26 protein-coding genes and 1 pseudogene are annotated in these 26,598 nt (G+C 60.7%); 11 read left to right on the forward strand and 16 right to left on the reverse strand.

What is annotated here, in order from left to right:
- The 4 genes and pseudogenes from KHQ24_RS24360 to KHQ24_RS00015 all read right to left on the reverse strand — a co-directional run.
- Window positions 1–166, reverse strand: a pseudogene (locus KHQ24_RS24360) (putative porin); the annotation flags it as partial.
- A gap of 144 nt (window positions 167–310) precedes the next feature.
- Window positions 311–613 (reverse strand): PTS lactose/cellobiose transporter subunit IIA, encoded by a 303-nt coding sequence (locus KHQ24_RS00005; protein ID WP_004205145.1) that lies wholly within the window; start codon window positions 611–613, stop codon window positions 311–313.
- 98 nt (window positions 614–711) lie between these two features.
- Window positions 712–2,034 (reverse strand): PTS sugar transporter subunit IIC, encoded by a 1,323-nt coding sequence (locus KHQ24_RS00010; protein ID WP_004205144.1) that lies wholly within the window; start codon window positions 2,032–2,034, stop codon window positions 712–714.
- An 11-nt stretch (window positions 2,035–2,045) separates the two neighbouring features.
- On the reverse strand, window positions 2,046–2,360 hold the full coding sequence (locus KHQ24_RS00015; protein WP_023319372.1) for a PTS sugar transporter subunit IIB: 315 nt from the start codon (window positions 2,358–2,360) through the stop codon (window positions 2,046–2,048).
- A gap of 94 nt (window positions 2,361–2,454) precedes the next feature.
- Between KHQ24_RS00015 and KHQ24_RS00020 the strand changes: the two genes are divergently transcribed.
- From KHQ24_RS00020 to KHQ24_RS00035, 4 genes are all read left to right on the forward strand, one after another.
- Complete coding sequence (locus KHQ24_RS00020) at window positions 2,455–2,670, forward strand: hypothetical protein (protein WP_128316240.1); 216 nt, start codon at window positions 2,455–2,457, stop codon at window positions 2,668–2,670.
- The gene (locus tag KHQ24_RS00025) at window positions 2,654–3,595 is read left to right on the forward strand and encodes a LacI family DNA-binding transcriptional regulator (RefSeq protein ID WP_004205142.1); all 942 of its coding nucleotides are present in this window, start codon (window positions 2,654–2,656) and stop codon (window positions 3,593–3,595) included. The genes KHQ24_RS00020 and KHQ24_RS00025 overlap by 17 nt, the downstream gene beginning before the upstream one ends.
- A 213-nt stretch (window positions 3,596–3,808) precedes the next feature.
- The gene (locus tag KHQ24_RS00030; RefSeq protein WP_004205140.1) at window positions 3,809–5,179 is read left to right on the forward strand and encodes an MFS transporter; all 1,371 of its coding nucleotides are present in this window, start codon (window positions 3,809–3,811) and stop codon (window positions 5,177–5,179) included.
- Window positions 5,180–5,192: 13 nt separating this feature from the next.
- On the forward strand, window positions 5,193–6,455 hold the full coding sequence (locus tag KHQ24_RS00035) for a gallate dioxygenase (RefSeq protein ID WP_211777070.1): 1,263 nt from the start codon (window positions 5,193–5,195) through the stop codon (window positions 6,453–6,455).
- Here KHQ24_RS00035 and KHQ24_RS00040 read toward each other — a convergent pair.
- Window positions 6,452–7,678, reverse strand: coding sequence for a LysR family transcriptional regulator (locus KHQ24_RS00040; RefSeq protein ID WP_017900183.1), 1,227 nt, complete (start codon window positions 7,676–7,678; stop codon window positions 6,452–6,454). The genes KHQ24_RS00035 and KHQ24_RS00040 overlap by 4 nt on opposite strands.
- A 127-nt stretch (window positions 7,679–7,805) precedes the next feature.
- On the opposite strand from KHQ24_RS00040, the gene galB reads away from it, so the two are divergent.
- The 4 genes from galB to KHQ24_RS00060 are packed head-to-tail and all read left to right on the forward strand — an operon-like array spanning window position 7,806 to window position 11,212.
- Window positions 7,806–8,546 carry a 4-oxalmesaconate hydratase gene (gene galB, locus KHQ24_RS00045; protein WP_004205133.1) on the forward strand — a complete coding sequence of 247 codons (741 nt, stop codon included), beginning with the start codon at window positions 7,806–7,808 and terminating at the stop codon, window positions 8,544–8,546.
- Complete coding sequence (locus KHQ24_RS00050) at window positions 8,543–9,256, forward strand: 4-carboxy-4-hydroxy-2-oxoadipate aldolase/oxaloacetate decarboxylase (RefSeq protein WP_017900182.1); 714 nt, start codon at window positions 8,543–8,545, stop codon at window positions 9,254–9,256. Before galB ends, KHQ24_RS00050 begins: the two co-directional genes overlap by 4 nt.
- Window position 9,257: 1 nt before the next feature.
- A complete protein-coding gene (locus KHQ24_RS00055; protein WP_117131853.1) occupies window positions 9,258–10,343 on the forward strand; it encodes a 4-oxalomesaconate tautomerase in 1,086 nt (361 codons plus the stop codon).
- Window positions 10,344–10,345: 2 nt separating this feature from the next.
- Window positions 10,346–11,212 (forward strand): NAD(P)-dependent oxidoreductase, encoded by an 867-nt coding sequence (locus KHQ24_RS00060; protein ID WP_023319368.1) that lies wholly within the window; start codon window positions 10,346–10,348, stop codon window positions 11,210–11,212.
- 3 nt (window positions 11,213–11,215) lie between these two features.
- On the opposite strand, the gene KHQ24_RS00065 is transcribed toward KHQ24_RS00060, so the two are convergent.
- The 8 genes from KHQ24_RS00065 to eefA form a co-directional block, all read right to left on the reverse strand.
- Complete coding sequence (locus KHQ24_RS00065; protein ID WP_002923120.1) at window positions 11,216–11,506, reverse strand: YicS family protein; 291 nt, start codon at window positions 11,504–11,506, stop codon at window positions 11,216–11,218.
- A gap of 106 nt (window positions 11,507–11,612) precedes the next feature.
- Complete coding sequence (locus KHQ24_RS00070; RefSeq protein WP_004205129.1) at window positions 11,613–12,515, reverse strand: DMT family transporter; 903 nt, start codon at window positions 12,513–12,515, stop codon at window positions 11,613–11,615.
- Window positions 12,516–12,666: 151 nt separating this feature from the next.
- Window positions 12,667–14,097, reverse strand: a complete 1,431-nt coding sequence (gene murP / locus KHQ24_RS00075) for a PTS N-acetylmuramic acid transporter subunit IIBC (protein ID WP_119620988.1) — start codon at window positions 14,095–14,097, stop codon at window positions 12,667–12,669.
- A gap of 24 nt (window positions 14,098–14,121) precedes the next feature.
- Window positions 14,122–15,024, reverse strand: a complete 903-nt coding sequence (gene murQ, locus KHQ24_RS00080; RefSeq protein ID WP_048293921.1) for an N-acetylmuramic acid 6-phosphate etherase — start codon at window positions 15,022–15,024, stop codon at window positions 14,122–14,124.
- Between the two features lie 162 nt (window positions 15,025–15,186).
- The gene (locus tag KHQ24_RS00085) at window positions 15,187–16,350 is read right to left on the reverse strand and encodes a multidrug effflux MFS transporter (RefSeq protein WP_060656552.1); all 1,164 of its coding nucleotides are present in this window, start codon (window positions 16,348–16,350) and stop codon (window positions 15,187–15,189) included.
- Between the two features lie 45 nt (window positions 16,351–16,395).
- Complete coding sequence (eefC, locus tag KHQ24_RS00090; protein WP_004205125.1) at window positions 16,396–17,760, reverse strand: multidrug efflux RND transporter outer membrane subunit EefC; 1,365 nt, start codon at window positions 17,758–17,760, stop codon at window positions 16,396–16,398.
- 3 nt (window positions 17,761–17,763) lie between these two features.
- Entirely contained in the window at window positions 17,764–20,871 is a 3,108-nt protein-coding gene (eefB, locus tag KHQ24_RS00095; RefSeq protein ID WP_211777071.1) for a multidrug efflux RND transporter permease subunit EefB, read from the reverse strand.
- Window positions 20,871–21,995, reverse strand: a complete 1,125-nt coding sequence (gene eefA / locus KHQ24_RS00100) for a multidrug efflux RND transporter periplasmic adaptor subunit EefA (RefSeq protein ID WP_211777072.1) — start codon at window positions 21,993–21,995, stop codon at window positions 20,871–20,873. The genes eefB and eefA overlap by 1 nt, the downstream gene beginning before the upstream one ends.
- 205 nt (window positions 21,996–22,200) lie before the next feature.
- On the opposite strand from eefA, the gene KHQ24_RS00105 reads away from it, so the two are divergent.
- The gene (locus KHQ24_RS00105) at window positions 22,201–22,323 is read left to right on the forward strand and encodes a hypothetical protein (protein WP_032426094.1); all 123 of its coding nucleotides are present in this window, start codon (window positions 22,201–22,203) and stop codon (window positions 22,321–22,323) included.
- Here KHQ24_RS00105 and KHQ24_RS00110 read toward each other — a convergent pair.
- Window positions 22,283–22,399: a hypothetical protein gene (locus tag KHQ24_RS00110; protein WP_032431163.1), complete on the reverse strand. Its 117-nt coding sequence runs from the start codon at window positions 22,397–22,399 to the stop codon at window positions 22,283–22,285. The two genes, KHQ24_RS00105 and KHQ24_RS00110, sit on opposite strands and share 41 nt — an antisense overlap.
- Between KHQ24_RS00110 and KHQ24_RS00115 the strand changes: the two genes are divergently transcribed.
- Entirely contained in the window at window positions 22,374–22,790 is a 417-nt protein-coding gene (locus tag KHQ24_RS00115) for a GNAT family N-acetyltransferase (RefSeq protein ID WP_004205120.1), read from the forward strand. The two genes, KHQ24_RS00110 and KHQ24_RS00115, sit on opposite strands and share 26 nt — an antisense overlap.
- A gap of 630 nt (window positions 22,791–23,420) precedes the next feature.
- Here KHQ24_RS00115 and KHQ24_RS00120 read toward each other — a convergent pair.
- Complete coding sequence (locus KHQ24_RS00120; protein ID WP_032456747.1) at window positions 23,421–24,068, reverse strand: TetR/AcrR family transcriptional regulator; 648 nt, start codon at window positions 24,066–24,068, stop codon at window positions 23,421–23,423.
- 80 nt (window positions 24,069–24,148) lie between these two features.
- Here KHQ24_RS00120 and KHQ24_RS00125 point away from each other — a divergent pair, with 80 nt between their 5' ends.
- Window positions 24,149–25,642, forward strand: coding sequence for an MDR family MFS transporter (locus tag KHQ24_RS00125; RefSeq protein WP_032456746.1), 1,494 nt, complete (start codon window positions 24,149–24,151; stop codon window positions 25,640–25,642).
- Here the strand turns inward: KHQ24_RS00125 and KHQ24_RS00130 are convergent.
- Window positions 25,639–26,553 carry a LysR substrate-binding domain-containing protein gene (locus tag KHQ24_RS00130; RefSeq protein WP_180250168.1) on the reverse strand — a complete coding sequence of 305 codons (915 nt, stop codon included), beginning with the start codon at window positions 26,551–26,553 and terminating at the stop codon, window positions 25,639–25,641. The two genes, KHQ24_RS00125 and KHQ24_RS00130, sit on opposite strands and share 4 nt — an antisense overlap.
- Window positions 26,554–26,598: the final 45 nt, after the last annotated feature.

Consider the following 26,598-nt stretch of genomic DNA (forward strand, 5'->3'; position numbering starts at 1 on the left):
CGGCCGCGGCGTCGATTTTCGCCTGGCGTTCGGCCAGCGCTTTATCAACGGCTTTGGCGACGATGGCGTCGATCTGTTCCTGAGTAAATTCTTGCGCCATTACGGAAATTGGGCACAGCACGGCGACAACCGCCATGGCTAAAGGCAGTTTTTTCACAGTATTCATGGTTATCTCGCTTTAATAATTAATATATTTCAGATAATAACCATCCCATTCTGGCTAAAATATATAGCCAAAATAAGCTGATTTGTTTTTTAGGGTGCAGCGACGCCGGAGAATAATATTCTCGCAGGCGTTATTCCATATTCATTAACGCTGGTACAGATGGATTAATTCTTCTGAGAACTCGCGGGCCAGCAGCGAATTCATCAGATGATCCTGGGCATGTACCATAATCAGCGTCATAGGCTGACGCGCTTCACCGGCATCCTGCTCGATGAGCTGGGTCTGCATCTGATGCGCCCGACGGGCGTAACCGTCGGCTTCATTTAACAGTAAACGCGCTTCGTCGATATTTCCGGTTCGGGCCGCATGTAGCGCTTCAAAACATAATGAGCGTGACTGTCCCGCATTAACGATAATTTCCATTACCGCATCTTCTAATTCAATCATGTGTATTCCTGAGGTCTTTATTATTTAATAATGCAGTGAAAGTCCTTTTTCTGCATTATTACGCTGCCATCATATTATCTCTCCGGGGCGGAGAGGAATTAGCTAACGGTTTCTGCCACCGGAACGCTATTTTTGGTTTTCTCAACTTCGGTTTTCATTAAGGAACGTTCATAGGCGCGCAGGAACGGCAGGTAAATGACCGCCGACATCACCATGCAGATAAGGCACATCACTACCGGGCTCAGTGTCCAGTTGGCCGCCCACGAGGCGCCAATCGGTGCCGGCGTGGTCCACGGAGTGAGGGACACCACCTGGCTCAGCCAGCCAAGACGCGTCGCGCCGTAAGCCAGCACCGCGTTGACCATCGGTACGCAGACGAAGGGGATAAACATCATCGGGTTCATGATGATCGGCGCCCCGAACAGGATCGGCTCGTTGATATTAAAGAAGCTCGGCACGATGCCCATCTTGCCGATGGTGCGCAGATGCGTGGCCCGACTACGCAGCAGCAGGAAGGCCAGCGGTAGGGTTGAACCGACGCCGCCAATCAGCAGATAGTGATCCCAGAAGCCCTGCAGATAGACGTGCGGTAACACCGTGCCGGCCGCCAGCGCCGCCTGGTTTGCCGAGAGGTTAGCCATCCAGAACGGGTTCATAATACCGGTGACAATCAGCGAGCCGTGGATCCCAGCGAACCAGAAAATCTGGCACATCAGGACGGAGAGCAAAATAGCCGGCAGCGAGTCGGAGGCGGAAACCAGCGGCTCCAGCAGATGCATGATCGCCTGCGGCAGGATCATCCCGGTCTGCGCTTCGATAAACAGGTTCAGCGGATGCAAAGTACCAATCACCACCAGCACCGGGATAAGGATTTCAAACGAACGAGCGACGCCGGTCGGTACCTCTTTCGGCAGTCGAATGGTGATGTTGTTTTGCTTCAGCCACGCGTAGACGCGGGTGGAGTAGATGGCGGTGATGAGGGCGGTAAAAATGCCCTGGCCGGACAGATACTGAGTGGAAATTTTTCCATCGGCATAGGGCGCGGCGACCAGCAGGAAGGCCATAAACGCCAGCAGACCGGACATCACCGGATCCAGCTGAAACTGACGACCGAGGCTGGCGCCAATGCCGACCGAGATAAAGAAGGTCATTACGCCCATGCTGAGGTTAAACGGCAGCATCAGCTGTTCGCGGTAGTGCTGGGAGAAATCGAGCCAGCCGCGGGCAAAGCCGTTGGTGGTCTCGGGTGAAAACGGCGGAAAGATAAATACCAGCATGAAAGAGCCGATGATCATAAACGGCAATGCGGCAGTGAAGCCATCGCGGATAGCGATAACATATTTCTGCTGCCCAAGGCGTCCTGCCAGCGGAGTAATAGATTGCTCGATCACGGCAATCATGGACTGATACAGAGAACTCATTTCAACACCTCTCAGTGCGCCGCTGGGATCAGCGACAGAGCATAATTCAGGACGTTGTCTCCCCGCTGCATACCGTAGTCCATCGTATCGATGGGCTGAACGGGAATGTTCAGGGGAGCCGCTTTGTCAGACAGGGTTTTCAACATGTATTTTACCTGGGGGCCTAGCAACACCACCTGATACTGCGGAAACTGGATGTCAAATTCGGAAACGCCATAGGCGTCAATCTGCACCGGCAGATCACGTTCATTCGCCGCCTCCACCATCTTTCTGACCAGCAGACTGGTGGACATTCCGGCAGAGCAGCACAGCATAATCTTGTACATCGACGACCATCCTCAAAATGTAAAAAGTTATTGCGTGGATGATTTGATATCAGACGGAAACCGGTTTCCATTTATAAAAAGCAGAACTGTGATAGTGGTCAAGATCTCCTGCTTATGGGGCGGATTTATTGGATTTGGCTCACATTATTCTGTCGATTTGGCGATGTTTTGCGCTGAAATGGAAAATCGGTTTCCAAAAAAATGGCGAAATGGATATACTGCGCTGGTCATAATTGAAGCGATTCAGGTTTACAGGATTTTGGCGGGACGCGGCGCCCGCGCAGGGGAAAATGATGTCGACAATCAATGATGTTTCACGACTTGCCGGGGTTTCTAAAGCCACGGTGTCGCGAGTGTTGAGCGGCTCACGTGGCGTGAAGGAAGCCAGTCGTCAGGCGGTGCTGCAGGCGGCGGAGGCGCTCAATTACCGGCCAAACATGATAGCCCAGTCGTTGCTTAGCCAGTCCACCGGCTGCATCGGCGTCATCTGCGCCCAGGACAATATCAATCAAACCACCAGCTATCTCTACGCCCTGGAAAAACAGCTCAGCCAGCACCAGAAGCACCTGCTGCTGCGCTTCGCCAACACCAGCAGCGGCGTGATGAACTCGCTGGAGGAGTTAACCTGCGGGCTGTGCGATAACGTGCTGATCATCGGCGCGCGTTTTCCTCTGAATATTAACCGCCCGGACGTGGTGTTGGTGGACTGCCTCGACAGCGAGGGCGAAAACAGCATTCAGTTCGATCACGCCTTCGCCGCCGAAACCGCCTGCCACTATCTGATAAGCCAGGGCAGAAGGCAGATTGCGCTGATCCATCCGCAGAGCAGCGGCTTTGCCGATCAGGTGCTGCTGGGCTACAAGCATGCGCTGGAAAAAAACTTTTTGCCGTTTAATCGCAATCTGGTGTTTCTGGATAACACCTCGCCGTCGGTGGCGGTGCAGGAGCTGGTCAATAACGCCACGACGCTGAACTTTAACGCGCTGCTGGTGAGCGATGAGCTGCAGGCGCAGCGCGTGGTCCCGCAGCTGCAGGCGTTTAACCGCGCCGTTCCGCAAAATGTGATGGTGTTTAGCCTCGCCGGATCGTTACAGCTGCCCGGAATCCCGACTATCCCGGCGATTGAATATTCCATGGACGCGATGGCGTCGCGGATCGTCAACTGGCTGACCGAGAAAACGGACAACCCGGGCGGCAGCCCGCTGCGCGGCGATTTAATTATTCCAAAGCACTGATCGTCGCTCTTGCCCTGACCCGCCGCCGTTGGCTGCGGGTTTTTTATTGGCTGTTTTTTGTCGTATCCCTCACATTATAAATAAAACTCATATCTGTCCCCGGGTTTTCGAACCGGACAGCCTGCGTGACCTGCCTTAAGTTGAGTACGAAAGTTCCACTCAAAAAAAACACTAACCAGAACATTCGTACCGCCTGCTTGAGGAAGTCACCCTATGAATCACATGAACGTTGTCGATGTGAAAGCGTGGATAGATGCCCGCCCGGTCTCGCGCTTTCAATGGAACGTGCTGCTGCTCTGTTTCATCATCATTATGCTGGATGGGTATGACGCTGCGGTGATGGGCTTTGTCGCCCCGGCGCTCATCGAGGACTGGGGCATCAGCCGGGCTGAAATGGGGCCGATTCTTGGGGCGGCTATGTTCGGCGTCGCCATTGGCGCGCTGGTGGCGGGCCCGCTTTCTGACCGCTACGGCCGAAAACGCATTTTACTCTGGTCGGTGGCGCTGTTTGCGCTGTTCAGCCTGGCCGGCGCCGTGGCGCAAAGCCCGTCGCAGCTGGCGCTGCTGCGCTTTCTCACCGGCCTCGGACTTGGCGCCGTGATGCCCAATTGCGTCACGCTGGTGGCGGAATATATGCCGGAGCGGCGTAAAGGGGTGATGATCACCCTGATGTACAGCGGATTCAACGTGGGTTCCGGCCTCGGCGGCTTTATCGCTGCCGGGTTGTTATCGCATTACAGCTGGCACTCGGCGCTGATTTTTGGCGGCGTGCTGCCGCTCGTGGTGCTTCCCTTTATGATCGTGATGTTGCCGGAGTCGGCGATGAGCATGGTGGCGCGCCGACTACCGGGCGAGCAGATCGCCAGGGCGCTTAACCGGCTTGGAGGCCAGTTTACGGCTGACACCGTCTTCCAGCTGAATGCGCCGCCCATCACGCGGAGCAGTAAAGTGGCGCAGCTGTTTCGGCATGGCTATGCCCGCGGCACGATAGCGCTGTGGCTGACCTATTTTATGGGGCTGTTCGTGATATATCTGCTGAACGGCTGGCTGCCAACCATTCTCCGCTCCGGCGGGCTGTCGCTGCAGCAGGCGGCGATGATGACCGGCTTGTTCCAGCTCGGCGGCCCGCTGGGCGGGATCCTTGTCGGTATGCTGATGGATCGTGCTTCGGCGAAAGCGGTGATTGCGGCAACCTATTTCCTTGGCTGCCTGTGCCTGTTGTCCCAGGGGTTGATGGACTTCGGATCGGCGGCGCTGTCGGTGCTGATTTTTATCAGCGGGATGTGCATTAACGGCGCGCAGAACGGTCTGCAGGCCTATTCGCCAGCCTATTATCAAACCGAGATCCGTGCTACCGGCGTCAGCTGGATGCATGGTATCGGCCGTACCGGGGCTATTCTCAGCTCCACGCTGGGCGGGATGCTGATGCTGGCCGTGCCGGGACACTCGTCGATCTTTTTGGTGCTTGCGCTGCCGGCCTGCCTGGCGGGGACCTGTATTTTGTTGCACCGTATGAATCACGCTAAGCCTCGACTCACAGAGGCAGAACTGGACGCTTTGTCATCCCCCCTGGAACACCGATAAGTGGAGTTATCTGATGGCTAACATTCTCGGCGGTATCGCCGTCTCTCATACCCCGACTATCGGCTTCGCGGTCGATCATCATAAACAGCAGGACCCGGCATGGTCGCCGATCTTCCAGAGCTTCGAACCGCTGCAGCGCTGGCTGGAGGAGAAAAAACCGGATGCGCTGGTGTACATCTTTAATGACCATGTGACCGCCTTTTTCTTCGATCACTATTCGACATTTACGCTGGGAATCGATAGTCAATATGACGTTGCCGATGAAGGCGGCGGACCACGCTGTCTGCCGCCGGTCCAGGGCAATGCGGCGCTCTCAAGGCACATTGGCGCCAGCCTGATGGCCGATGAGTTTGATATGTCGTTCTTTATGGATAAAAAGCTCGACCACGGCCTTTTCTCGCCGCTTTCGGCGCTGTTGCCCTGGGATGAAGCGCAGGGGTGGCCGACGGCGGTGATCCCGTTACAGATCGGCGTGCTGCAATTTCCGGTACCGAGCGCGCGCCGTTGTTACCGACTCGGCCAGGCGCTGCGCCGGGCAATTGAAAGCTTCCCGGAAGATATCAATGTGGCGATTGTCGCGACCGGCGGGCTCTCGCATCAGGTTCATGGCGAGCGCTGCGGATTTAATAATCCCGACTGGGATGCCCAGTTTGTTGACATGCTGGTTAATGACCCGGAAAAGCTTACCGAAATGACCCTTGGCGAATATGCCGAGCTGGGGGGAATGGAAGGGTCTGAGGTGATCATGTGGCTGGTGATGCGCGGCGCGCTATCAGCCAATGTCACCGAAACCTGGCGCGACTATTACCTGCCGTCGATGACCGGTATCGCTACGCTGATCCTTGAGAACAATGCGCGCCTGCCCCCCGTCGATACCCTGACGCGCCATCGCCAGCATATGGCGCAGCAGCTGGCCGGGGTGGAGAAACTGCCGGGAACCTATCCTTTTACCCACGAGCGCAGTCTGAATGGCTTGCGGCTTAACCGTTTCCTGCATCGGCTGATTGAGCCTGCCTGGCGCGAACGTTTTCTGCAGTCGCCTCAGTCGCTTTATGTCGAAGCCGGACTGAGTGAGGAGGAACAGCAGTTGCTCAACGCACGCGACTGGCGGGGATTGATTCAGTATGGCGCCAGTTTCTTCCTGCTGGAGAAAATGGGCGCGGTGGTCGGCGTATCCAACCTGCATATTTACGCCGCGATGCGCGGGCAGACGCTGGAGGCGTTTCAGCAAACGCGCAACCAACAGGTAACCTATTCGGTGGCGGGTAAACGTTAAACAGTCCCGTCCTGAACCTGCTGATAAATAAAACGCAACAGCGCCTGCGTCGCCGGGGAGGGTAGGCTGCCGGCGCGAAACGTCAGCCCGATACGCCGGGTGGTATCGGGCAGGGGGACCGGCAACACGCTGAGCAACCCATTGTCAGTTTCAAAACGCATCTGGCTGGCGGAAACCGCCGCCAGCATGTCGGAGTCCTGCAGCAATCCTCGCACCATCGCCGCATCCCCGGTCTCCACCGTCGGCTGGGGCAGCGGCAGCCCCAGGGTGACAAACGCCTTATCCAGCAAATGGCGCGCCGGCGCGTTGGCGCGCGGCAGCACCCATTGCGCTGTCGCCAGCTGGCTGCGCGGATCCGGATGGCGCAGCAGCGGGTGGTTATTACGCAGTAAAATCAGCATATCCTCTTCGAATAACGCCTCGCTACAGAGGTCCGGGAGATCTTCATCCTGACGCAGGGCGCCGATAATAAAATCGATATTACCTGCGCGCATATCGGCGACCAGCGACTCATACGGACTTTCATTGGTCATGAGGGTAATACCCGGGTGCTGGGCCAGAAAGGCGGCGATGGCGGAGGGCAGTAGCCGGGTGCGACTCAGCGGCAGGGCGCCAATGCGCACGGTGCCCTCCAGCACCCCGCGACGGGCGGCGAGATCGCTCCAGATGTTTTCCAGCTCGTTGAGCGCTCTGCTCACCGGGGGATAGAGCAGTTCTGCGGCAGGCGTGGGACGCACCCCTTCTGGCGTTCGGCGAAACAGCGCCGAATCCGCCCCTTTCTCCAGGACCTTCAGCGCGGCGCTGACCGCCGGCTGGGTGATCCCCAACTGTTGCGCGACGGTTTGGGTATGGTTGACGTGATAGAGCTGAATAAAAATGGCTAACCGGCGGGTATTGAACAGCCAACCGGCGTCCGCCAGCGGGCCGCTGGTGCGGGTATGGTGCTTCTGCAACAGCGCCGGGATGGCCTGCAGGTCGTCAATCGCCCGCCGGGCGCGCGGCAGGATGCACTTGCCATACTCGGTGGGCACCATGCCGCTGTAATGGCGTTCGAACAGCGTGACGTTCAACGCGGCTTCAAGGTCGCGGATAGCCCGGGTTATCGCTGACTGCGTGCGGAATAAGTCATCGGCAGCACGCGAGACGCTTCCGCGCAGCGCGACCTGACAAAAAAAGCGCAGCTGCATGATATTTATGATTTTATCGTGCTTTCTCTTCAGCATTATTCGTCAGGCCTGAAATAGTGAGTGAGTCGACAACATAAATAAAAATCATAGCCTTCGCAAGTTAACGAATTACCTTCCAACGGCGGGACATGACAAGCTGAAAAAAACAACAGAGGAAGCCATCATGTCTCATCCGGTTAGCGAAAAAAGTGCCCTTGTCGTCAGCGCCCACTCGGCCGATTTCGTCTGGCGCGCGGGCGGTGCGATAGCCCTGCATGCCCTGCAGGGCTATCAGGTCCATGTGGTCTGTTTGTCCTTTGGCGAGCGCGGCGAGTCCGCCAAACTGTGGCGTAAAGGCAACATGACCGAGGAGGCGGTGAAGCAAGTCCGTCGCGAAGAGGCGCAGGCCGCCGCCGAGATCCTGGGCGCCAGCGTCGAATTCTTTGATATCGGCGACTATCCGCTGCGCGCCGATAAAGAGACGCTGTTTCGTCTGGCGGATGTGTATCGCCGTATCCAGCCCCACTTTGTTCTGACGCACTCGCTGCAGGATCCCTATAACTACGATCACCCGCTGGCCTCCCACCTGGCTCAGGAGGCTCGGATTATCGCTCAGGCAGAAGGCTATCGCCCCGGCGAGAAAATTGTCGCTGCTCCCCCGGTTTACTGTTTCGAACCGCACCAGCCGGAGCAGTGCAACTGGAAGCCTGATGTGCTGCTGGACATCACCACTGTCTGGGAGAAAAAGTATCAGGCCATTCAGTGTATGCAGGGCCAGGAGCATTTGTGGGAGTACTACACCCGCGTGGCGCTGCAGCGCGGAGTGCAGGCCAAACGCAACATCGGCATCACGGCCGCGCGCGATATCGTTCACGGCGAAGCCTTCCAGAGCATCTTCCCCCGCGTAACGGAGAACCTGGCATGAAGCTGTTAAATAAAAAAGGCCTTGTGATCCGCCATCTGCCGCGCCATGACGAGGCGGTTTTGCGCCGCTGTGAGGCGGCCGGGGTGGCGACGCTCCATGAAGCCTGGGCACGCCAGGGGCTGATGGGGCCGGCAATCCGTCCGATTCAGCAGGGCGTCAGCCGGGCGGGCAACGCGGTCACGGTACTGGTGACGCCAGGCGACAACTGGATGTTTCATGTTGCGGTCGAGCAGTGCCGCGCCGGCGATATTCTGGTGGTGGCCCCGACGTCGCCGTGCGGCGATGGCTTCTTCGGCGATCTGCTGGCGACGTCTCTCCAATCGCGCGGTGTGGTCGGTCTGGTGGGCGATATCGGCATTCGCGATTCGCAAACGTTGCGGGAGATGGGATTCGCCGTCTGGTCCCGTCAGGTTTATGCCCAGGGAACGGTGAAAGAGAGCCTCGGCTCGGTTAACGTCCCGGTGATTTGCGCAGGCCAGCTTGTGCAGCCGGGCGATGTCGTGGTGGCCGACGACGATGGCGTCGTGGTGCTGCCTCACGCCCAGGTGCGTGATGTGCTTGATAAAGCGGAAGCACGCATGAGCAATGAGCTTGCGAAGCGTGAGCGGATGCGCCATGGCGAGCTGGGGCTGGATATTTACGCGATGCGCCAGCGTCTGGCGGAAAAGGGGCTGCGGTATTACGACAGCGCAGATGAGGTGGAGGAGTAAGATGGCGCAACGCGGAATTCCCTGTCTATGGATGCGCGGCGGCACCTCGAAGGCGGCCTGTTTTCTGGCTGACGATCTGCCTGCCGATCCGGTGCAACGTGATGCGGTGCTGCTGGCGGTGATGGGCTCGCCTGATCCCCGGCAAATTGACGGGATCGGCGGCGCCGATCCGCTGACCAGTAAAGTGGCGATTATCCGCCGCTCCGCACGGCCTGACGCCGATGTGGACTATCTGTTTGCCCAGGTGAACGTGACGGGGGCCTCTGTGGACTACGGCCAAAACTGCGGCAATATTCTTGCCGCCGTTGGCCCTTTCGCCATCGAGCGTGGGCTGATTCGCCACGATGCGCCGCTCACTCGCGTGCGTATTTATATGGAGAACACGGGGCAACTGGCGGTGGCAGAGATCCCCTGCGATGCCGACGGGGTCGACTACGTCGGCGAGAGTCGTATCGATGGCGTGCCGGGCAGCGCCAGCCCGATCCTGCTCCATTTTCTTGATGTGGCAGGCTCCAGCTGCGGGACACTGCTGCCGACCGGCCGGGTCCGTGACCGTTTTGACGGCGTCGAGGTGACCTGCATCGATAACGGAATGCCGGTGATCCTGCTGCGCGCGTGCGACCTCGGTTGCACCGGCTATGAGACGCGCGAACAGCTGGATAATGACGACGCGCTTAAACGTCGCCTGGAGTCGATTCGCCTGCAGGCCGGGCCGCTGATGCAGCTTGGCGACGTCAGCCAGCGCACGGTGCCCAAGATGACCCTGATCGCCGAGCCGCGACACGGCGGCGCCATCAGCAGCCGCACCTTTATCCCGCACCGCTGCCACGCGTCGATCGGCGTATTTGGCGCGGTGAGCGTGGCCAGCGCCTGTCTGCTTCCTGGATCCGTCGCGCAGGGCATGGCGCAGGTCGCGCCAGGCGCTACGTCGCTGCTCAGCGTTGAGCATCCGACAGGCGAATTTAGCGTGACGCTTCAGCTTGACGCAGACGGCGCCCTGACAGGCTGCGGCCTGTTACGCACGGCGCGACTGCTGTTTGCTGGCGAAGTTTTTATTCCGGCCCGCGTCTGGCCGCGTGAGGAGTAATGATGACGACAATCGCGTTTATTGGTTTTGGCGAGGCGGGTGGCATTCTGGCGGCAGATCTGGCCCGTGAGCATGCGGTGACCATATGGGATTGCAAGCTCAATGGCCCGGAGCGAGAGGCAATGGTCAGGAAAGCCGGTGATTCGCGCGTTCAGGCGGGGAGTTCGCTGGCGCAGGCGCTGGAGAGCGCCGCGCTGATTTTTTCTACTGTGACCGCCGGTGAGGCGCTAAAGGTCGCGCAGCAGGCCGCCGCGCTGCTGCAGCCGGGGCAATATTTCCTCGATCTCAACTCCGTGGCGCCGGAAACGAAACGGCAGGCAGCTGAACATTTTCTGCCCGGCGCCTACATTGATGTCGCGGTGATGGCGCCGGTGCCGCCGGCTCGATTGCAGACACCGTTATTGATCGGCGGGCCGCAGGCGGAGGCGATCGCGCCGCGTCTGCAGGGGCTGGGGCTGAATGCCCGCTATGGCGCCAGTACGGTGGGCCAGGTGTCGGCGATAAAAATGTGCCGTAGCGTGATGATCAAAGGTCTTGAAGCGCTCACCACAGAATGCCTGTTCGCGGCCCGTGAATATGGCGTCGAGGAGGAGGTGCTTAGCTCCTTGCATCATAGTTTCCCGTCTCTGGGCTGGACAGGCGCGTTTCCCGACTATCTGATCAGCCGGGTGGCGGAACATGGCGTTCGGCGCAGCGAAGAGATGGAAGAGGTGGTAAAAACCCTGCGTGATGTGGGGAGCGCCGGGATAATGAGCGAGGCGATCGCGAAAAGCCAGCGCCAGCTTCCGGAGCAGATGGCCGCCCGTAGCCTTAGCTACAGGCAGCTGACGCCGTTTGACTGGAAAACGCTGGTCGCCAGGCTGAAATAACCGCTATTTGGCCGGACAGACGATTTTGTCGATTGCGGCCTGGTAGCTTTTTTGGTTATTGCGCTCTTTCGCCAGCGTCGCTTCGCGGACCGCGTTCTTGTTGCCGTCGGTCGCCAGCACTTTATTGGCAAAATCGTTGTCGCTGAGGTGGCTTGCTGGCGCGCATTTTTCCTTCACCGCTTTGAGCACCTGCTGCTTTTGCTGCTCGAACTGCAGGCTTTGCAGCGGTGATTCGGCCCACGCCGACGTGGCGCTCAGGGCGGTGACCAGGCATACCATCCAACATGCTTTCATCAGGCTTCTCCTTCCGTAATCGCTTCCGTCAACTATATGCGCAGGTGGGAAAACACGCAAATAGCGGTTAATTTAACTTATTGAAAAGGCGTTTGTTATCATCGCCTCAGGCGGCTCTCACCCGCCGCCGCGAGTCGATAGCGATCAGCACCACCGACGCCAGGATCAGCAGAGTGCCCAGCCAGTCCGGCAGCGTGAAGGTGATCCCCAGCAGCAGGAGCGACAGCAGGGCGCTGCTCAGCGGTTCGGCGCAGCTGAGGATCCCCGCTTTGGCGCCGCCAATCTTCTGCGCGCCGTTAAGATAAAGGCTGAATGTCAGCGAAGTACCGATCACCACCAGGTAGAAAAAAGCTAACAGCAGGCTGCCGTTCACCACAAAATCGGTGCCCTGGCCGCCGTAAAACGGCAGCAGCATCGCACCGCCGAACAACATACTCCAGCCGACGATCGGCAGCGTCCCGTAGCGGGCAATTAGCGTCGAGGGATAGGTGGTATAAAACGCGGCGGCAAACGCCGAGGCGATCCCCCAGAACAGCGCCGCCGGCGAAATCGACAGCGTCGTCGGGTTGCCGTGGGTTACCAGCAGAAAGGTGCCCGCCAGCGAGGTGCAGATAGCCCCCAGCACCAACGGAGTGGGGCGCGCTTTGCGGGCGAGGGCGAACCAGGCGACGATGATCGTCGGGGACAGGAACTGCAGCACCGTGGCCGTGGCGGCATTCGATTTTTCAATGGTCATCAGAAAGGTGAACTGCACGGTTAACGCGCCAAACAGCGAGAAAAACAGCAGGCTGACGGCGTCGCGGCGGTTTTGCAGCACGCGGAAAATGCGGTCGCCGTGAACAAAGCCGAGCATCAGCAGGATCAGCCCGGCGAACAGCAGACGCGTCATGGTCAGAAACGGCGACGACATCTGGCTTTCCTGCATAATAAACTGCGCGCATACCCCGGAACTGCCCCACAGCACGGCGGCAATCAGTACGTTCAGCATCCCTTTTTTGCTGGAGCCCATCTTTTCCTCTGGTGAAATGTGACAAAGGGGAATCATAGCATGCGCCCGCCCGGGCGGCGGGGCAGGAAATGGTAGTTGGCCGCGGCGGGGTAACGATTTTGCAGGCCCGGGAAGTCGAAGTCGCCGCCGGGCATGACCCGACAATCGCGTTCTAGCTTAAATCGACATTTTTACTGCCGAACAGCCAGGTGAGCACAAAGCCGCACAGGTAGGAGACCGCCAGTCCGCCTGCGTAAACCGCCATCCCGGCGTAAATCCCGCTGCCGGAGGTCATCAGCGGCAGCGCCACCAGCCCGGACGGACCGAATACGGTGTTCAGGCCGACCGGCAGCCCCAGCCAGGCGATCAGCCCGACGAAGAAGCCGCCGCAGGCGCCGCCGAGGCAGGCGGTAACAAACGGCTTCATCCGCGGCAAGGTGACGCCGTAGATTAGCGGCTCGCCAATCCCGAGGAAGCCCGGAATAATCGCCCCCTTAATCTGGGTTCGCAGCAGCGAATCGCGCTTCGCCCGCCAGAACAGCGCCAGCGCCGCCCCCACCTGCCCGGCCCCGGCCATCGCCAGGATCGGGAACAGCGAGTTAAAGCCCTGGGCATCCACCAGCGCAAAATAGACCGGGACAAACCCCTGATGGACGCCGAACATCACCGCCAGCAGGAACAGACCGGCCAGCACCGCCGAGCCAAACGGATTGCCATTAAGATGCAGGAACAACCACGACATGCCGGTAAACAACCAGCCGCCAATCGGCATGATCACCGTAAAGGTCACCGCGCCCATGATCAGCAGCGTCACCGCCGAGGTGAGGATCATATCGAGGTTGGCCGGCATCACCCGCCGCACCTGGCGTTCAACCCACGCGCCAAGGATAGCGGCGATCAGTACGCCGATGATATTGCCGCGCGGATCGATGCCATGGCCGAAGAAGGTGGAAATGCCGGCGTAGAAGCCGCTGGTCGCCTCCGGGTTGTAGCCCAGCACGAACAGCGAGGCGATAATCGCGCCGTTCACGCCGGAGCCGCCGAACGCCTTCTGCGCGTTATAGCCAATCAGGATGCTCAGGAAGGTGAACATCCCTTTGCTGAAGACCTTCATATAGCCAATCAGCGCCACCAGGCTGGCGTTCGGATGGGCGTTCTCCAGCACGAAAACCTGTTCCGCCAGGGTGGCGAAGCCCAGCAGCAGCCCGACGGCGATAAAGCCGGGGATTAGCGGCGTAAAGATGGTGGCGAATTTGGCGAGAAACTTCTGCACCGCGCTGGTCTGCTTGCCCTTCAGCGCCTGTTTTCTCTCCGCCGCGACATCGGCCAGCGACGGCGCGGCGGGGGCCTCCTCCAGCAGGCCGTTCATCATCTCGGCGGCGGTTTGCGCTTTGCCGGGGCCGAGCACTACCTGGAACTGCTCGTCGCTGACGATCACCCCCATCACGCCGTCAATCTGGCGGATGGCGGTGGTGTCGGCCAGCCCTTCATCGCGCAGGGTCAAGCGCAGGCGCGTCATGCAGTTGCCCGCCTGCGCGACGTTTGCGGCGCCGCCCACGTGGGCGAGGATCCGCGCTATCATCTCTTTCGTTATTTTTGCCATTGCCCGTTACCTGTCTGTCGGCGCTCAGGTGTTGCTGAGCGCCTTGCGGATATAGCCGTTGTTTTTTGCCAGCAGCGACTGCGCCTCTTCGGCGCTTAAGCCCGCCAGCACCATCACGATCGCGGTTTTACAGTGGCGGCCGCAGGCCTCCAGCGCCTTCTGGGCGGCGGGGCGATCGCAGTCGGTCGCCTCCATCACGATGGAAACCTGGCGCTCAATCAGCTTGGCGTTTGTCGCTTCGACGTCGACCATCAGGTTGCTGTAGACCTTGCCGACGCGGATCATCGCCCCGGTGGAGATCATGTTCAGCACCAGCTTCTGCGCGGTGCCGGCTTTCAGGCGGGTCGAGCCGGTCACCACCTCCGGGCCGACGACCGGGGTGATGGCGACGTCCGCCAACTGGGCCATTTCGCCATGCGGGTTACAGCTGACGATGGCGACAAAGGCATTCTGGCGATGGGCATACTCCATGGCGCCAATGACGTACGGCGTGCGTCCGCTGGCCGCCAGCCCCACCAGCACATCGCGGTGGCTGAAGTTCAGGTTCTGCAGATCCATCGCCCCCTGCGCTTTGTTGTCTTCCACGTTTTCCACGGCGCTGAGAATCGCTTTATGTCCGCCGGCGATGATCCCCACCACCTGCTCCGGGCGGGTGCCGAAGGTCGGTGGGCATTCGCTGGCATCGAGGATCCCCAGACGCCCTGAGGTGCCCGCGCCGATATAAATCAAGCGGCCACCGGCCTGCAGCGCCGTCGCGACCTTATCCACCACCTCGGCAATCTGCGGCAGATAGGGCGTAATCGCCTGGGCCACCTGCTGGTCTTCCTGGTTTATCACCGTCAGCATCTCAAGGGTGGAAAGGGTGTCAATGTTGGCGCTGTTGGCGTTGCGTCGCTCGGTCAGCAGTTTGCTCAGGTCGATACTCATAGAAACCTCGTTATTCTCAGTCGTGCGCAGTATAAGGAATTATTTATTCCTTGCCTGTGAAGAGTATCACGATTAGTACGCGGAGAATAATACGAGAATGGTAGAGATGGCGGGAAATGGTGCGGTAATAAAGGTGGAATATTTTATTACCGCACCTGGCGTTTAGCGCGCGCTGCGCGACTGGCTGAGGCCCATTAGCAGCGCCAGCAGGTAGCAGATCGCCATCGCGAGGCTCATTTTCAGCATCGTTTCGCCACCGAGGCCCGCCAGCGGCGCGGCGATGCCGCCGAAGACAAACATCAGGGTGCCCATCAGCGCGGACGCGGTCCCGGACTGCGCGGCGTCAACGGCGCTCATCGCCTCCGCGCCGGCGACGGTGCTGATGCCGCTCATCAGCGACACGGTAAAGAACAGGCCGACCAGCGCCAGCACCGGCAGCTGCAGCCAGGCAAACAGCAGCATGATCGCCGCGCAGCTCACCGCCAGCGTCAGGCCGCCGCGCAGCAGGCTTTCGGCGCTGAAGCGGCGCGCCAGACGGGAAAAGATCATCGCCGCGATAATCAGCCCGATACCGTTCAGACCGAACAGCAGGCTGAACTGCATGGCGCTCATGCCGTATTCGCTCTGCATCACGAAGGAAGAGGATCCGATGTAGGAGAACAGTCCGGCCATCATAAAGGCCTGAATCAGGCAGAAGCGTAGAAAACGACGATTCTTCAGCACCGGCTGGCCGGGCCGCTGGCGGGTCGCATTGGTTGCCGCGGCCGGGCGCGTTTCCCGCAGAATAGTCAGGCTCATCACCAGCAGCGCGCCGCCAATGGCGGCCATCGTCCAGAAGAGAATTCGCCAGTCGAAGGCGGTGATCACGTAGCCGCCCAGCACCGGTGACAGAACCGGCGCAATGCCGTTCACCGTCATCAGCAGGGCGAAAAACTGGGTCAGCAGGGTGCCCTGGTATTTATCGCGGGCGATGGAGCGCGACAGCACCGAACCGCCGGCGCCGGCGAAGCCCTGTAAAAAACGCCAGACAATCAGCATGTTGATATCGCTTGTCAGGGCGCACATCGCCGAAGAGAAGATAAACAGCAGCAGGGACAGCGCCAGGGGTTTCAGGCGGCCAATGCGGTCGCTCAGCGGGCCGAAAAACAGCTGACCCAGACCGAGGCCAATCAGCGCGGCGGTCAGCGACAGCTGGGTCTGGGTGCTGGTGGCCTGCAGTTGCTGAGTTATCTCCGGCAGCGCCGGCAGATAAAAATCCGTGCACAGCGGGCCGATGCCCGACAGCAGGCCGAGGATCAGCGCCCAGGAGAGGGAAACACGTGGCATAACGATTCCTTACAGAAGCCGGGCGCGGCCGCCCGGCGGGTGAAATTAACTGGCGCCGCCGCCCAGCGACTGCCAGAGGGTGATCCGGTTATTGAGGTCGGTCTGCTGCAGGGACAGCAGCGTCGTCTTCGCCGACCACAGCGTGCGCTGGGCCGTAAGCACCGACAGATAATCGCCGACCCCGGCCTGATAGCTCTTCATGGCGATATCCAGCGAGGTCTGCTCGGCGGCGACGTACTGCCGCTGGGCATCGAGCTCTTCGCTCAGCGTTTCCCGGCGGGCCAGCGCATCGGCAACGTCCTTAAAGGCGCTCTGAATCGATTTCTCGTAGGTGGCGATCAGCCCCTTTTTCTCCGCTTCCGCATAGCGCAACTGCGCCAGGTTGCTGCCGCCGGTGAACAGCGGCAGGCTGATGGAGGGGGCGAACGACCACACCTGCATCCCGTGGCTGAACAGTGACGACAGCGAGTCGCTGCCGACCCCGGCGCTGGCGGTCAGGGAAATCGACGGGAAGAAATTCGCCCGCGCCGCGCCGATATCGGCATTGGCGCTCTTCAGGTTGTGCTCCGCTTCCTGTATATCCGGCCGGCGCAGCAGCACCGACGACGACACCCCCGCCGGCACCAGGGCGATGCTGTTATCCCCCAGACTTTCGAGGGTGCCGGGCAGCAGGCTCTCCGGCACGGTTTCCCCCGCCAGCAGGTTAATGGCGTTTTTATCCTGCGCCACCAGCGTGCGGTAGCTGGCGACGCTGGCGCGCGCCTGCTGATAGACGCTTTCCGCCGAGCTTAAATCGCCGGCGGAGGCGGTGCCCACCGCCATCTGGCGGGCGACGATGTTGCGCGAGTTTGCTGCGCTGTCCATGGTCTGCTGCGCCAGCGCCAGATTGCTGTTATCCGTCGCCAGCGTCACCCAGGCGGTGGTCAAATCGGCAATCATCGTCAGTCGGGTATTCTGCGCGGTGAATTCGCTGGCAAGCCAGGTTTCGCGCGCCGCGCGCGACAGGCTCTGGTTCTTGCCAAACAGATCCAGCTCGAAGCTGGAGACCGCGCCGTCGGCCTGCGAAGTTGAGCTCAGGCCGCTGGCCACCGTTTTGCTGCGGGTATGGCTCAGCTCGGCATCGACAGTGGGAAACAGCGACGCCCGCGTCTCGCCGTACTGGGCGCGCGCGGCCTCGATATCGGCCAGCGCCTTTTGCACATCGCGGTTGCTGTTCAGCGCGATACTGACCACTTTTTTCAGCCGCGCGTCATTGACCACTTTCTGCCAGTCGCCCACCACCGCCGTCGATTCGCCGTGCGCCCCGGGCAGGGTGGCCGGCACCGGCGCGGCCGGGCGATCATAATGCGGGTCAAGCGAGACGCAGCCCGCGGTCAGGAGCGCGATAAACATAAAACTCAAACGAAACATACTTTACTCCTGAGAAGGACGTTGGCGGGTGAAGAAGCGTTTCACCAGCACGAAGAACAGCGGCACAAAGAACACCGCCAGCAGGGTGGCCGTCAGGGTGCCGCCGATGATGCCGGTGCCGATCGCCACGCGGCTGTTGGCCCCGGCGCCGGTGGCGACGGCCAGCGGCAGCACCCCGGCGATAAACGCCAGCGAGGTCATGACAATGGGGCGCAGACGGGTCTGCGCGGCGCGGATCGCCGCCCGGGAGAGCGAATACCCCTCATCCACGGCGGATTCAGCGAACTCGACGATCAGGATGGCGTTCTTCGACGACAGGCCGATGGTGGTCAGCAGCGCCACCTGGAAGTAAACATCGTTGCTTAAGCCGCGCAGCGTCGCCGCCAGCGCCGCGCCGAGCAGGCCGAGCGGGATGACCATGATCACCGAGAACGGCACCGACCAGCTCTCATACAGCGCCGCCAGGCACAGGAACACCACCAGAATCGAAATGGCGTACAGGCTCATCGCCTGGCCGCTGGCCAGCTTTTCCTGCAGCGAAATGCCGCTCCACGCCCAGGTGGAGCCCGCCGGCAGGCTGTCGGCCAGCTTTTCCATCTTGTCCATCGCCGCGCCGGAGCTGAAGCCGGCGGCGTTTTCGCCCTGGATCTCAAAGGCGGCGGAGCCGTTGTAGCGCACCAGGCTTTCCGGGCCGTATTGCCAGTGGGTGGTGGCGAAGGCGGAGAACGGCGTCATGCTGTTATCGCTGCCGCGAACGAACCATTTGCCAAGGTCGGAGGGCACCGCGCGCGCGTCGCTCTCGCCCTGGATATAGACCTTCTTCACCCGGCCGCGATCGATAAAGTCATTCACGTAGGTGCCGCCCCAGGCGCTGGAGAGCGTATCGGTCACGTCGCTCAGCGACAGCCCCAGCGAGACCGCTTTGTTGTTATCGATATTCACCTGCAGCTGCGGCATCTGCGGCAGGTCGTTGGCGCGCACCGACTGCAGCTCGCCGCTCTGGTTGGCCGCCGCCAGTAGCTGACTGCGCAGCTTCATCAGGCTGTCGCGGTCGGTACCGCCGCTGGCCATCAGCTCGAAAGTGAAGCCGTTACTTTGCCCAAGGCCGTCCACCGATGGCGGCGTCATGGCGAACAGGGTGGCGTCGCGGATCGCCCCAAGTTCTTTGTTGGCGCGCAGGGCGATGGCCTGGGCGGTATTGTCGTCGCCTTTGCGCTGCGACCAGTTGTTCAGCGACACGAAGGCCATCCCGGCGTTCTGACCGCTGCCGCTAAAGCTGAAGCCGTCGACGGTGAAAATGACGTTGGTATTGGCTTTCTCTTTCGTCAGGAACCAGTTGGTTACCTGGCGGCGCACCTCGGCGGTGCGCACCGCAGTGGCCCCGGCGGGCAGGGTGTACTGGACCATGATCTCGCCCTGGTCCTCCACCGGCAGGAAGCTGCCCGGCAGTTTCCACATCGCCAGCGCCATCGCCCCGCAAATCAGGACGTAAGCGCCCATCATCACCGCGCCCCGGCGCAGGCCGCCGAGCACGCGGCGCTGGTAGCCCGCTTCCGTACGCCCCCACAGGCGGTTAAACGCGCCGAAGAACCCTTTGGTATGAGGCCTGGAGTGGCTGAGCAGCGCGCCGCACAGCGCCGGGGTGAGGGTCAGGGCCACCACCACCGACAGCATCATCGCTGAGATAATGGTCACCGAGAACTGGCGATAAATGACCCCGGTCGAGCCGCCGAAGAAGGCCATCGGCAGGAACACCGCCGACAGCACCAGGACAATCGCCACCAGCGCGCCGGAGATTTCGCCCATCGATTTTTCGGTGGCTTCGCGGGCGGGCAACCCTTCGTCGCGCATAATGCGCTCGACGTTCTCCACCACCACGATGGCGTCGTCCACCAGCAGGCCGATCGCCAGCACCATGGCGAACAGCGTCAGGGTGTTAATCGAGTAGCCGAACAGCGCCAGCACCCCGAAGGTGCCGAGCAGCACCACCGGCACCGCCACTGCCGGAATGAGCGTCGCGCGGAAATTCTGCAGGAACAGATACATCACACAGACCACGAGAACGATCGCTTCGAACAGGGTCTGAATCACGTCCTCGACCGAAATTTTAATAAACTCGGTGCTGTCCTTCGGATAGGCGATATCGTAGCCCTGCGGCATCTGACGCTGGAATTCGGCGATCTTGCTTTTCACCAGGGTCGCGGTATCCAGCGCGTTGGCGCCGGGGGCCATCATCACCGCGATCCCGGCGGCCGGATGGCCGTTCAGATTGGCGGTAGCGGTATAATCCTCGCTGCCCATCTCCACCCGCGCGACATCGCTCAGGCGCACCACCGAGCCGTCGGCCTGGCTTTTCACGATGATCGCTTTGAACTGATCGGGGGTTTGCAGCCGCGACTGCGCGCGTACGGTGGCGGTCAGCTGCTGGGCGCTGGACGACGGCAGGGCGCCGATTTTACCGGCGGAGACCTGCACGTTCTGCGCCTCAATCGCCGACTGGACGTCGGAAGGCATCAGCGAGTAGGAGGCGAGTTTGGTCGGGTCCATCCAGACGCGCATCGCGTATTCGGCGCCGAACACCTGCAGGCTGCCGACGCCCTCCACGCGCGCCAGCGGGTCCTGCAGGTTGCTGACCAGCCAGTCGGAGATATCGGAGCTGGTGGCGCGGTCGGTTTTGTCATACACCGCGAGGATCAGCAGGAAGCTGCTCTGCGATTTTTCCACCGTCACGCCGGACTGCTGGACTTCGCTCGGCAGCCGCGATTCCGCCTGCTGGACTTTGTTCTGCACCTGCACCTGGGCGGTGTCCGGGTCGGTCCCCTGCTCAAAGGTGACGGTGATGCTGACCGAGCCGTCGGAGCTGCTGGTAGAGCTGAAGTAGAGCAGATGGTCGAGGCCGGTAAGCTGCTGCTCGATGACCTGGGTGACGCTGTTCTCCAGGGTTTCGGCAGAGGCGCCGGTATAGGTGGCGGAGATTTTCACCGCCGGCGGGGCGACGTCCGGATACTGGCCCACCGGTAGGGTGCGGATCGCCAGCACGCCGGCGAGCATAATCAGAATGGCGATCACCCAGGCAAAGACTGGGCGACGCACGAAGAAACGGGAGAACATCAGGCGTTGCCTCCGTTATTGTTGACGGCAACGGCCTTCACCGTCTGGCCAGGGGCCACTTTACCGGTGCCTTCGACGATCAGCTTGTCGCCCGCTTTCAGGCCGCTCAGCACCAGCCATTTATCGCCGTAGGTGTCGCCGGTTTCCACGGCGCGCTGCGCAACTTTGTTGTCGGCATCGACCACCAGCGCCGTGGCGTTGCCTTTGGCATCGCGGGTAATCCCCTGCTGCGGGGCGAGGATCGCGTCGTTCATGATGCCTTCATCGATGCGCGCGCGAACAAACATCCCCGGCAACAGGACGTGCTGTGGGTTGGGGAAGATAGCGCGCAGGGTTACCGAGCCGGTGGATTCATCGACGGCGACTTCGGTGAGCGCCAGACGCCCTTTTTCCTGATAGGTGCTGCCATCTTCCAGGGTTAACGTCACGCTGAGGGTGTCGCTGTTGCTGGCCAGGCTTTGTTTGCGTAAGCGCAGGAGATCGACGCTGGATCGCATCAGATCGACATACATGGTGTCGAGCCCGCGGATCGTCGCCAGCGCGGTATCCTGATCGGCGGAGACCAGCGCCCCCGGCGTGACCGACGAGATGCCGATACGCCCGGCAATCGGCGCGGTGACGGTGGTCCAGTTCAGGTTGATGCGCGCGCTCTCCAGCGCCGCTTTCTTCGATTCCACGCTGGCCTTGTCCTGGGCGCAGGTGGAGGCGGCGTCGTCGGCATCCTGGCGGGAGACGCCGTTATCCCGGACCAGCGACGCGTAGCGCTGAGCCTTCTGGCAGTCGGAGACTACCAGCGCCTGGGCCTGTTTCAGCGCCGCCGCCGCTTCGTTCCAGGTCGCGCGATAGCTGGAGGGATCGATCTGGTAAAGGGCCTGCCCGGCCTTCACCATATCGCCTTCGGTAAACAGGCGCTTCTGGATGATGCCGCCCACCTGCGGGCGTACTTCGGCGCTGAGCGAGGCGGTGGTGCGGCCGGTGAGCTGGCTGACTACCGGAACCGGCTGGCTTTGCAGAGTGACCACGCCCACTTCCGGCGTGGGTTGCTGCGGGGCAGATGTCTGCGCATTATCGCATCCGCTAAGGAGAAATAATGCTGTCGCGATGGGAGCTATGATGTATTTCATTATATTTTCTCAAGATATAAGACGTCCGCCCCGTTTATTTAAAAACGAGGGAATAGGTTGGGCGCTGAGGCATTTTCGGCTAAGCGAAAATGACAAAAAAGGAACACAGATGTTCCTGAACGTGATTGTTATTGTGTCTCCGCTGAAGCCAACCTCTTCGGCCTTCAGGAGGTGAAAAGCGCATCTCCTCTGGTTTGTGGTGAGAATGATCATTCTCATTTTTTGCCATTATACGATCCGCCGCGATAATGGAAAGGTTTTTTTGCTTACTTTTAGAACGCAAAAAATTAAGGCAAATAATCATGGAGAAAATAAGAATTTTTTGTGAAAGTGGAGAGGGAAAATAACCATTCGGCATCGCGATACTGGAGATAGTTAATGGCGTTAATCATTACAAAAAGCATTAATCCCGACGATCAACAAGAATTATTCGCCGGTCTGCGGCACTATAATCAGCAGTATCTTGATGCGGCGCAGTTTGGCGATCTGGGGGTTTACTCCCGCGATGCACAAGGGGTGATGCAGGGCGGGCTGATTGCCAAACGCAAAGGCAACTGGCTGTGTATTGAGTATCTGTGGGTCAGCGAGGCGACCCGCGGACGCGGTCTGGGAAGCGAGCTGATGCAGGAGGCGGAGCGGCAGGCGCAGGCGCTGGGCTGCAGCCATCTGCTGGTGGATACCTTTAGCTTCCAGGCGCTGCCGTTTTATCAGAAATTAGGCTATCAGCTGCAGATGTCGCTGCCCGACTTCCCGCACGCGGGGATGCAGCGTCACTATTTGTCGAAAGCGCTGTAACGATCCTGATATCGCCGGGCGGTCAGGTACCGTACCTGTGATTGTGCCGGATGGCGGCATAAATGCCTTATCCGGCCTACACCGTTCTCCCATAGTTTCGCCCCACCCAGGACCGGCAAGCGCAGCGCCGCCGGGCAGGATATCAGGCACGTCACCTGTATTCTTGCCGGGTGGAGCCTGTCGCCTTACCCGTCCTGGGGTTCGTGCGACCTGTTGTTAATTTAACCACTTGCGCGACTGAAACTGCCGGTGCTGGCGGCCTCAAAATCGCTGAGACGTTCCCGGAAGGCCGGGGCAGCCCGCATGGATGCGGGCTGAGGGCCGTGTTTTGCATGGACGCTGCCTCGGCCCGACCCGAAGCCTGCAGGGATAAGTCGAAGGCACCGCGCAGCGGCGATTTTGGCTGGCCGGAGCCCGGGGGTACAGGGGGCGGCGGCGACTGGCCGCCCCCTGTGCGCTCCCTGCTCCATAAGAGACATAACGCAGAAGATCAACCGGGAGCGCAATCTGCCCGGACATAACACGGGAGTGGTAGCCCTGCTAAGCGTAGCGCGAGCAGGGAAAATCCCGGATGGCGGCGCGTGGCGCCTTATCCGGGCTACAAAAGCTTTTGCCGGGCGGCGGCTGCGCTTAACCCCCGACGCCGTGGCCCATCAACGCCAGGGCGTGGCTGACGATGGTCTGGCGGTTGACCGCCTGTAAACGCGGATCGCTGTGGATGCGCGAAAACGGCACCAGCACCAGGCTAATCACCGTGGTAAACAGCAGCTCCGGCGACAGCGCCGGGTTAATCTTGCCCTCCAGCTGCCAGCGGCGCACTGCCTCCAGCATCACCTGAAAACGCTCCTCGCCGAAGCGGGCGTCCATATGCTGACGCAGGATCGGCATCTCGCCGATGATCTCCTGCATCCACAGCGGCGCGAACCAGGTGTTCTTCTCCGCCATATGCGCCAGCGTTTCGACCATCATCGTCAGCGCCAGCACCGGGTCCTGCGGATGGTCGACAAAGATGCGGCTGATGTGGTTGCGCAGCGGCATAAAGCGCTCCTCAATCAGCTGCGTCACCAGCGCATCCCGCGAACTGAAATAGTAATGCAGCATCGCCGGCGTTACCCCGGCCTCTTTGGCGATGGCGTTCAACGACACGCGGGCCGCACCGTCGCGGGCAAACAGCGTCAGGGCGATGTCCATCAGCTGTTCGCGGTTGGCGGTACCCGGTTTTTTTCCACGCGGTCGCCCCGGGCGGCGGGGGGCATTCTGATCCTTTTGTGCTGTCATGATATGGCGATCTCTTGACCCGACTCATTCTTTCACTAAATATTAATTATGCATTTAATTAATTTCAAGCGAGCGTTGTAATGACTTCTCAAGTCGCGAATCCACCGGTGCAGTCGATACGCCTGCTGTTCAGCGCATTGCTGTTGGTGATGCTGCTCTCCGCGCTGGATCAGACCATTGTCTCCACCGCGCTGCCGACGATTGTCGGCGAACTGGGGGGGCTGGACAAGCTTTCCTGGGTGGTCACCGCCTATATCCTCAGCTCCACCATCGCGGTGCCGCTGTACGGTAAATTCGGCGATCTGTTCGGTCGCAAAATCGTGCTGCAGGTGGCGATTGGGCTGTTTCTCGTCGGCTCCGCCCTCTGCGGGCTGGCGCAAAACATGACCCAGCTGGTGCTGATGCGCGGCCTGCAGGGGCTCGGCGGCGGCGGCCTGATGGTGATCAGCATGGCGGCGGTGGCCGACGTCATCCCGCCCGCCAACCGCGGCCGCTATCAGGGTCTGTTCGGCGGCGTTTTTGGCCTGGCGACGGTGATCGGCCCGCTGATCGGCGGCTTTCTGGTGCAACACGCCTCCTGGCGCTGGATCTTCTACATCAATCTGCCGCTGGGCCTCTTCGCGCTGCTGGTGATCGGCGCGGTATTCCACAGCAGCAGTAAACGCAGCCAGCATCAGATTGACTGGCTGGGAGCGATTTACCTCAGCATGGCGCTGTTGTGCATCATCCTGTTTACCTCGGAAGGGGGCAGCGTCCATGCCTGGAATGACCCGCAGCTGTGGTGCATTCTGGCCTTCGGCATCGTGGGTGTCATCGGCTTTATCTACGAAGAGCGGATGGCCGCCGAGCCGATTATTCCGCTGTCGCTGTTCCGCAACCGCAGCTTCCTGCTGTGCAGCCTGATCGGCTTCGTCATCGGCATGTCGCTGTTCGGGTCGGTCACCTTCCTGCCGCTCTATCTGCAGGTGGTGAAGGAGGCGACCCCCACCGAGGCCGGGCTGCAGCTGATCCCCCTGATGGGCGGCCTGCTGCTGACCTCGGTTATCAGTGGGCGCATTATCAGCCGGACCGGTAAATATCGCCTGTTTCCGATCCTCGGCACCCTGCTTGGCGTGACCGGCATGGTGCTGCTGACCCGGATCACCATTCACTCGCCGCTGTGGCAGCTGTACCTGTTTACCGGCGTGCTGGGGGCGGGTCTGGGGCTGGTGATGCAGGTGCTGGTCCTGGCGGTGCAGAACGCGATGCCGGCGAAGCTGTACGGCGTGGCCACTTCCGGCGTGACCCTGTTCCGCTCGATCGGCGGCTCCATCGGCGTGGCGCTGTTTGGCGCGGTGTTCACACACGTACTGCAGAGCAACCTGCAAAAGCTGTTGCCGGAAGGCGCGGTACTGCCGCCGGGAATGAATCCGGTGGCGGTGCAGCACCTGCCCGCGGATATCCGCCTCGACTATCTCGACGCCTTCGGCGCGGCGATCCATGCGGCGTTCCTGATGGCGGCCGGCATTATGGCGGTGGCGTTTGTCCTCTCCTGGCTGTTAAAGGAGGCGCCGCTGAAGACCGCGACGCACTAAGCGGCCCCGGCGATGCGCAGCAGCGCCTGACGCAGCGCTGGCGCGGCAAAATCGATAAATTTTCGCAGCTTAAGCGGCGCCAGGTCCCGCGCGGTATACAGCAAATGGACCGGCGCCGGTTCCGGCTCGACGCGTTCCAGCAGCAGACGGAGCTCACCCTGTCGCAGGCCGTCCAGCGCCTGATAGTGCAGTAAGCGAGCTACGCCCACCCCCAGCCGCGCGGCATCGGCAGCGCTCTCCGGCGTGGTGACCGATAGCGCCGGCGGCAGATTAATTAGCTGGTCCTCGCGCTCAGCGGCGCGAAAGCGCCAGCCGCGATAGGGCATCGGCGATTCAATGCGGATGATTGGCAGCGCCGCCAGATCGCGCGGCCGCTGCGGCTCGCCGTATTTCGCCAGCAGCGCCGGATGGGCGCAGGCCACAATGCGCATCCTGCCGAGGCGGGTGGCCACCATGCTGCTGTCCGCCAGGTCGCCAATCCGCACCGCCAGATCGATATGGTCGCCCACCAGGTCGGCGTTACGATCGCTGAGCAGCAAACGGACGCGAATTAGCGGGTAGCGGGCGATAAATTCACTGATTACCGGAAGAACGTGCTGGCGTCCAAACATCGTCGGCGCGGAGATCACCAGCTCACCCTTTGGCTCCTGATATTCGCCCGTCGCCTGGCGTTCGGCGTTTTCCACCTCCTCAAGGATCCGCTGCGCGGCGGCAACATAATCGACCCCGGCGTCGGTGAGCGTCAGTTTGCGGGTGGTTCGCGCCAGCAGGCGCACCCCCAGCGCGCTCTCCAGTTCGCCAATATGGCGGCTGACGGTGGTCAACGGCATATTCAGCGCCCGCGCCGCCGCCGACATGCTCCCCAGCTCGGTCACTTTCACCAGCAGCGCCATCGCGCTTAATCGATCCATTATTCTCCCGGTTTTTGGAAAGATGATTGCCACTAAATCAGTATT

Source organism: Klebsiella sp. 54, from assembly GCF_018223875.1.
GTDB classification, from domain to species: Bacteria; Pseudomonadota; Gammaproteobacteria; order Enterobacterales; family Enterobacteriaceae; genus Klebsiella; species Klebsiella quasipneumoniae.

Coding starts and splice junctions, on each gene's coding strand:
- KHQ24_RS00005 (WP_004205145.1), bottom strand. CDS start 613: ATGATTGAATTAGAAGATGCGGTAATGGAAATTATCGTTAATGCGGGA.
- KHQ24_RS00010 (WP_004205144.1), bottom strand. CDS start 2,034: ATGAGTTCTCTGTATCAGTCCATGATTGCCGTGATCGAGCAATCTATT.
- KHQ24_RS00015 (WP_023319372.1), bottom strand. CDS start 2,360: ATGTACAAGATTATGCTGTGCTGCTCTGCCGGAATGTCCACCAGTCTG.
- KHQ24_RS00025 (WP_004205142.1), top strand. CDS start 2,654: ATGTCGACAATCAATGATGTTTCACGACTTGCCGGGGTTTCTAAAGCC.
- KHQ24_RS00030 (WP_004205140.1), top strand. CDS start 3,809: ATGAATCACATGAACGTTGTCGATGTGAAAGCGTGGATAGATGCCCGC.
- KHQ24_RS00035 (WP_211777070.1), top strand. CDS start 5,193: ATGGCTAACATTCTCGGCGGTATCGCCGTCTCTCATACCCCGACTATC.
- KHQ24_RS00040 (WP_017900183.1), bottom strand. CDS start 7,678: ATGCTGAAGAGAAAGCACGATAAAATCATAAATATCATGCAGCTGCGC.
- galB (WP_004205133.1), top strand. CDS start 7,806: ATGTCTCATCCGGTTAGCGAAAAAAGTGCCCTTGTCGTCAGCGCCCAC.
- KHQ24_RS00050 (WP_017900182.1), top strand. CDS start 8,543: ATGAAGCTGTTAAATAAAAAAGGCCTTGTGATCCGCCATCTGCCGCGC.
- KHQ24_RS00055 (WP_117131853.1), top strand. CDS start 9,258: ATGGCGCAACGCGGAATTCCCTGTCTATGGATGCGCGGCGGCACCTCG.
- KHQ24_RS00060 (WP_023319368.1), top strand. CDS start 10,346: ATGACGACAATCGCGTTTATTGGTTTTGGCGAGGCGGGTGGCATTCTG.
- KHQ24_RS00065 (WP_002923120.1), bottom strand. CDS start 11,506: ATGAAAGCATGTTGGATGGTATGCCTGGTCACCGCCCTGAGCGCCACG.
- KHQ24_RS00070 (WP_004205129.1), bottom strand. CDS start 12,515: ATGGGCTCCAGCAAAAAAGGGATGCTGAACGTACTGATTGCCGCCGTG.
- murP (WP_119620988.1), bottom strand. CDS start 14,097: ATGGCAAAAATAACGAAAGAGATGATAGCGCGGATCCTCGCCCACGTG.
- murQ (WP_048293921.1), bottom strand. CDS start 15,024: ATGAGTATCGACCTGAGCAAACTGCTGACCGAGCGACGCAACGCCAAC.
- KHQ24_RS00085 (WP_060656552.1), bottom strand. CDS start 16,350: ATGCCACGTGTTTCCCTCTCCTGGGCGCTGATCCTCGGCCTGCTGTCG.
- eefC (WP_004205125.1), bottom strand. CDS start 17,760: ATGTTTCGTTTGAGTTTTATGTTTATCGCGCTCCTGACCGCGGGCTGC.
- eefB (WP_211777071.1), bottom strand. CDS start 20,871: ATGTTCTCCCGTTTCTTCGTGCGTCGCCCAGTCTTTGCCTGGGTGATC.
- eefA (WP_211777072.1), bottom strand. CDS start 21,995: ATGAAATACATCATAGCTCCCATCGCGACAGCATTATTTCTCCTTAGC.
- KHQ24_RS00105 (WP_032426094.1), top strand. CDS start 22,201: ATGATCATTCTCATTTTTTGCCATTATACGATCCGCCGCGATAATGGA.
- KHQ24_RS00115 (WP_004205120.1), top strand. CDS start 22,374: ATGGCGTTAATCATTACAAAAAGCATTAATCCCGACGATCAACAAGAA.
- KHQ24_RS00110 (WP_032431163.1), bottom strand. CDS start 22,399: ATGCTTTTTGTAATGATTAACGCCATTAACTATCTCCAGTATCGCGAT.
- KHQ24_RS00120 (WP_032456747.1), bottom strand. CDS start 24,068: ATGACAGCACAAAAGGATCAGAATGCCCCCCGCCGCCCGGGGCGACCG.
- KHQ24_RS00125 (WP_032456746.1), top strand. CDS start 24,149: ATGACTTCTCAAGTCGCGAATCCACCGGTGCAGTCGATACGCCTGCTG.
- KHQ24_RS00130 (WP_180250168.1), bottom strand. CDS start 26,553: ATGGATCGATTAAGCGCGATGGCGCTGCTGGTGAAAGTGACCGAGCTG.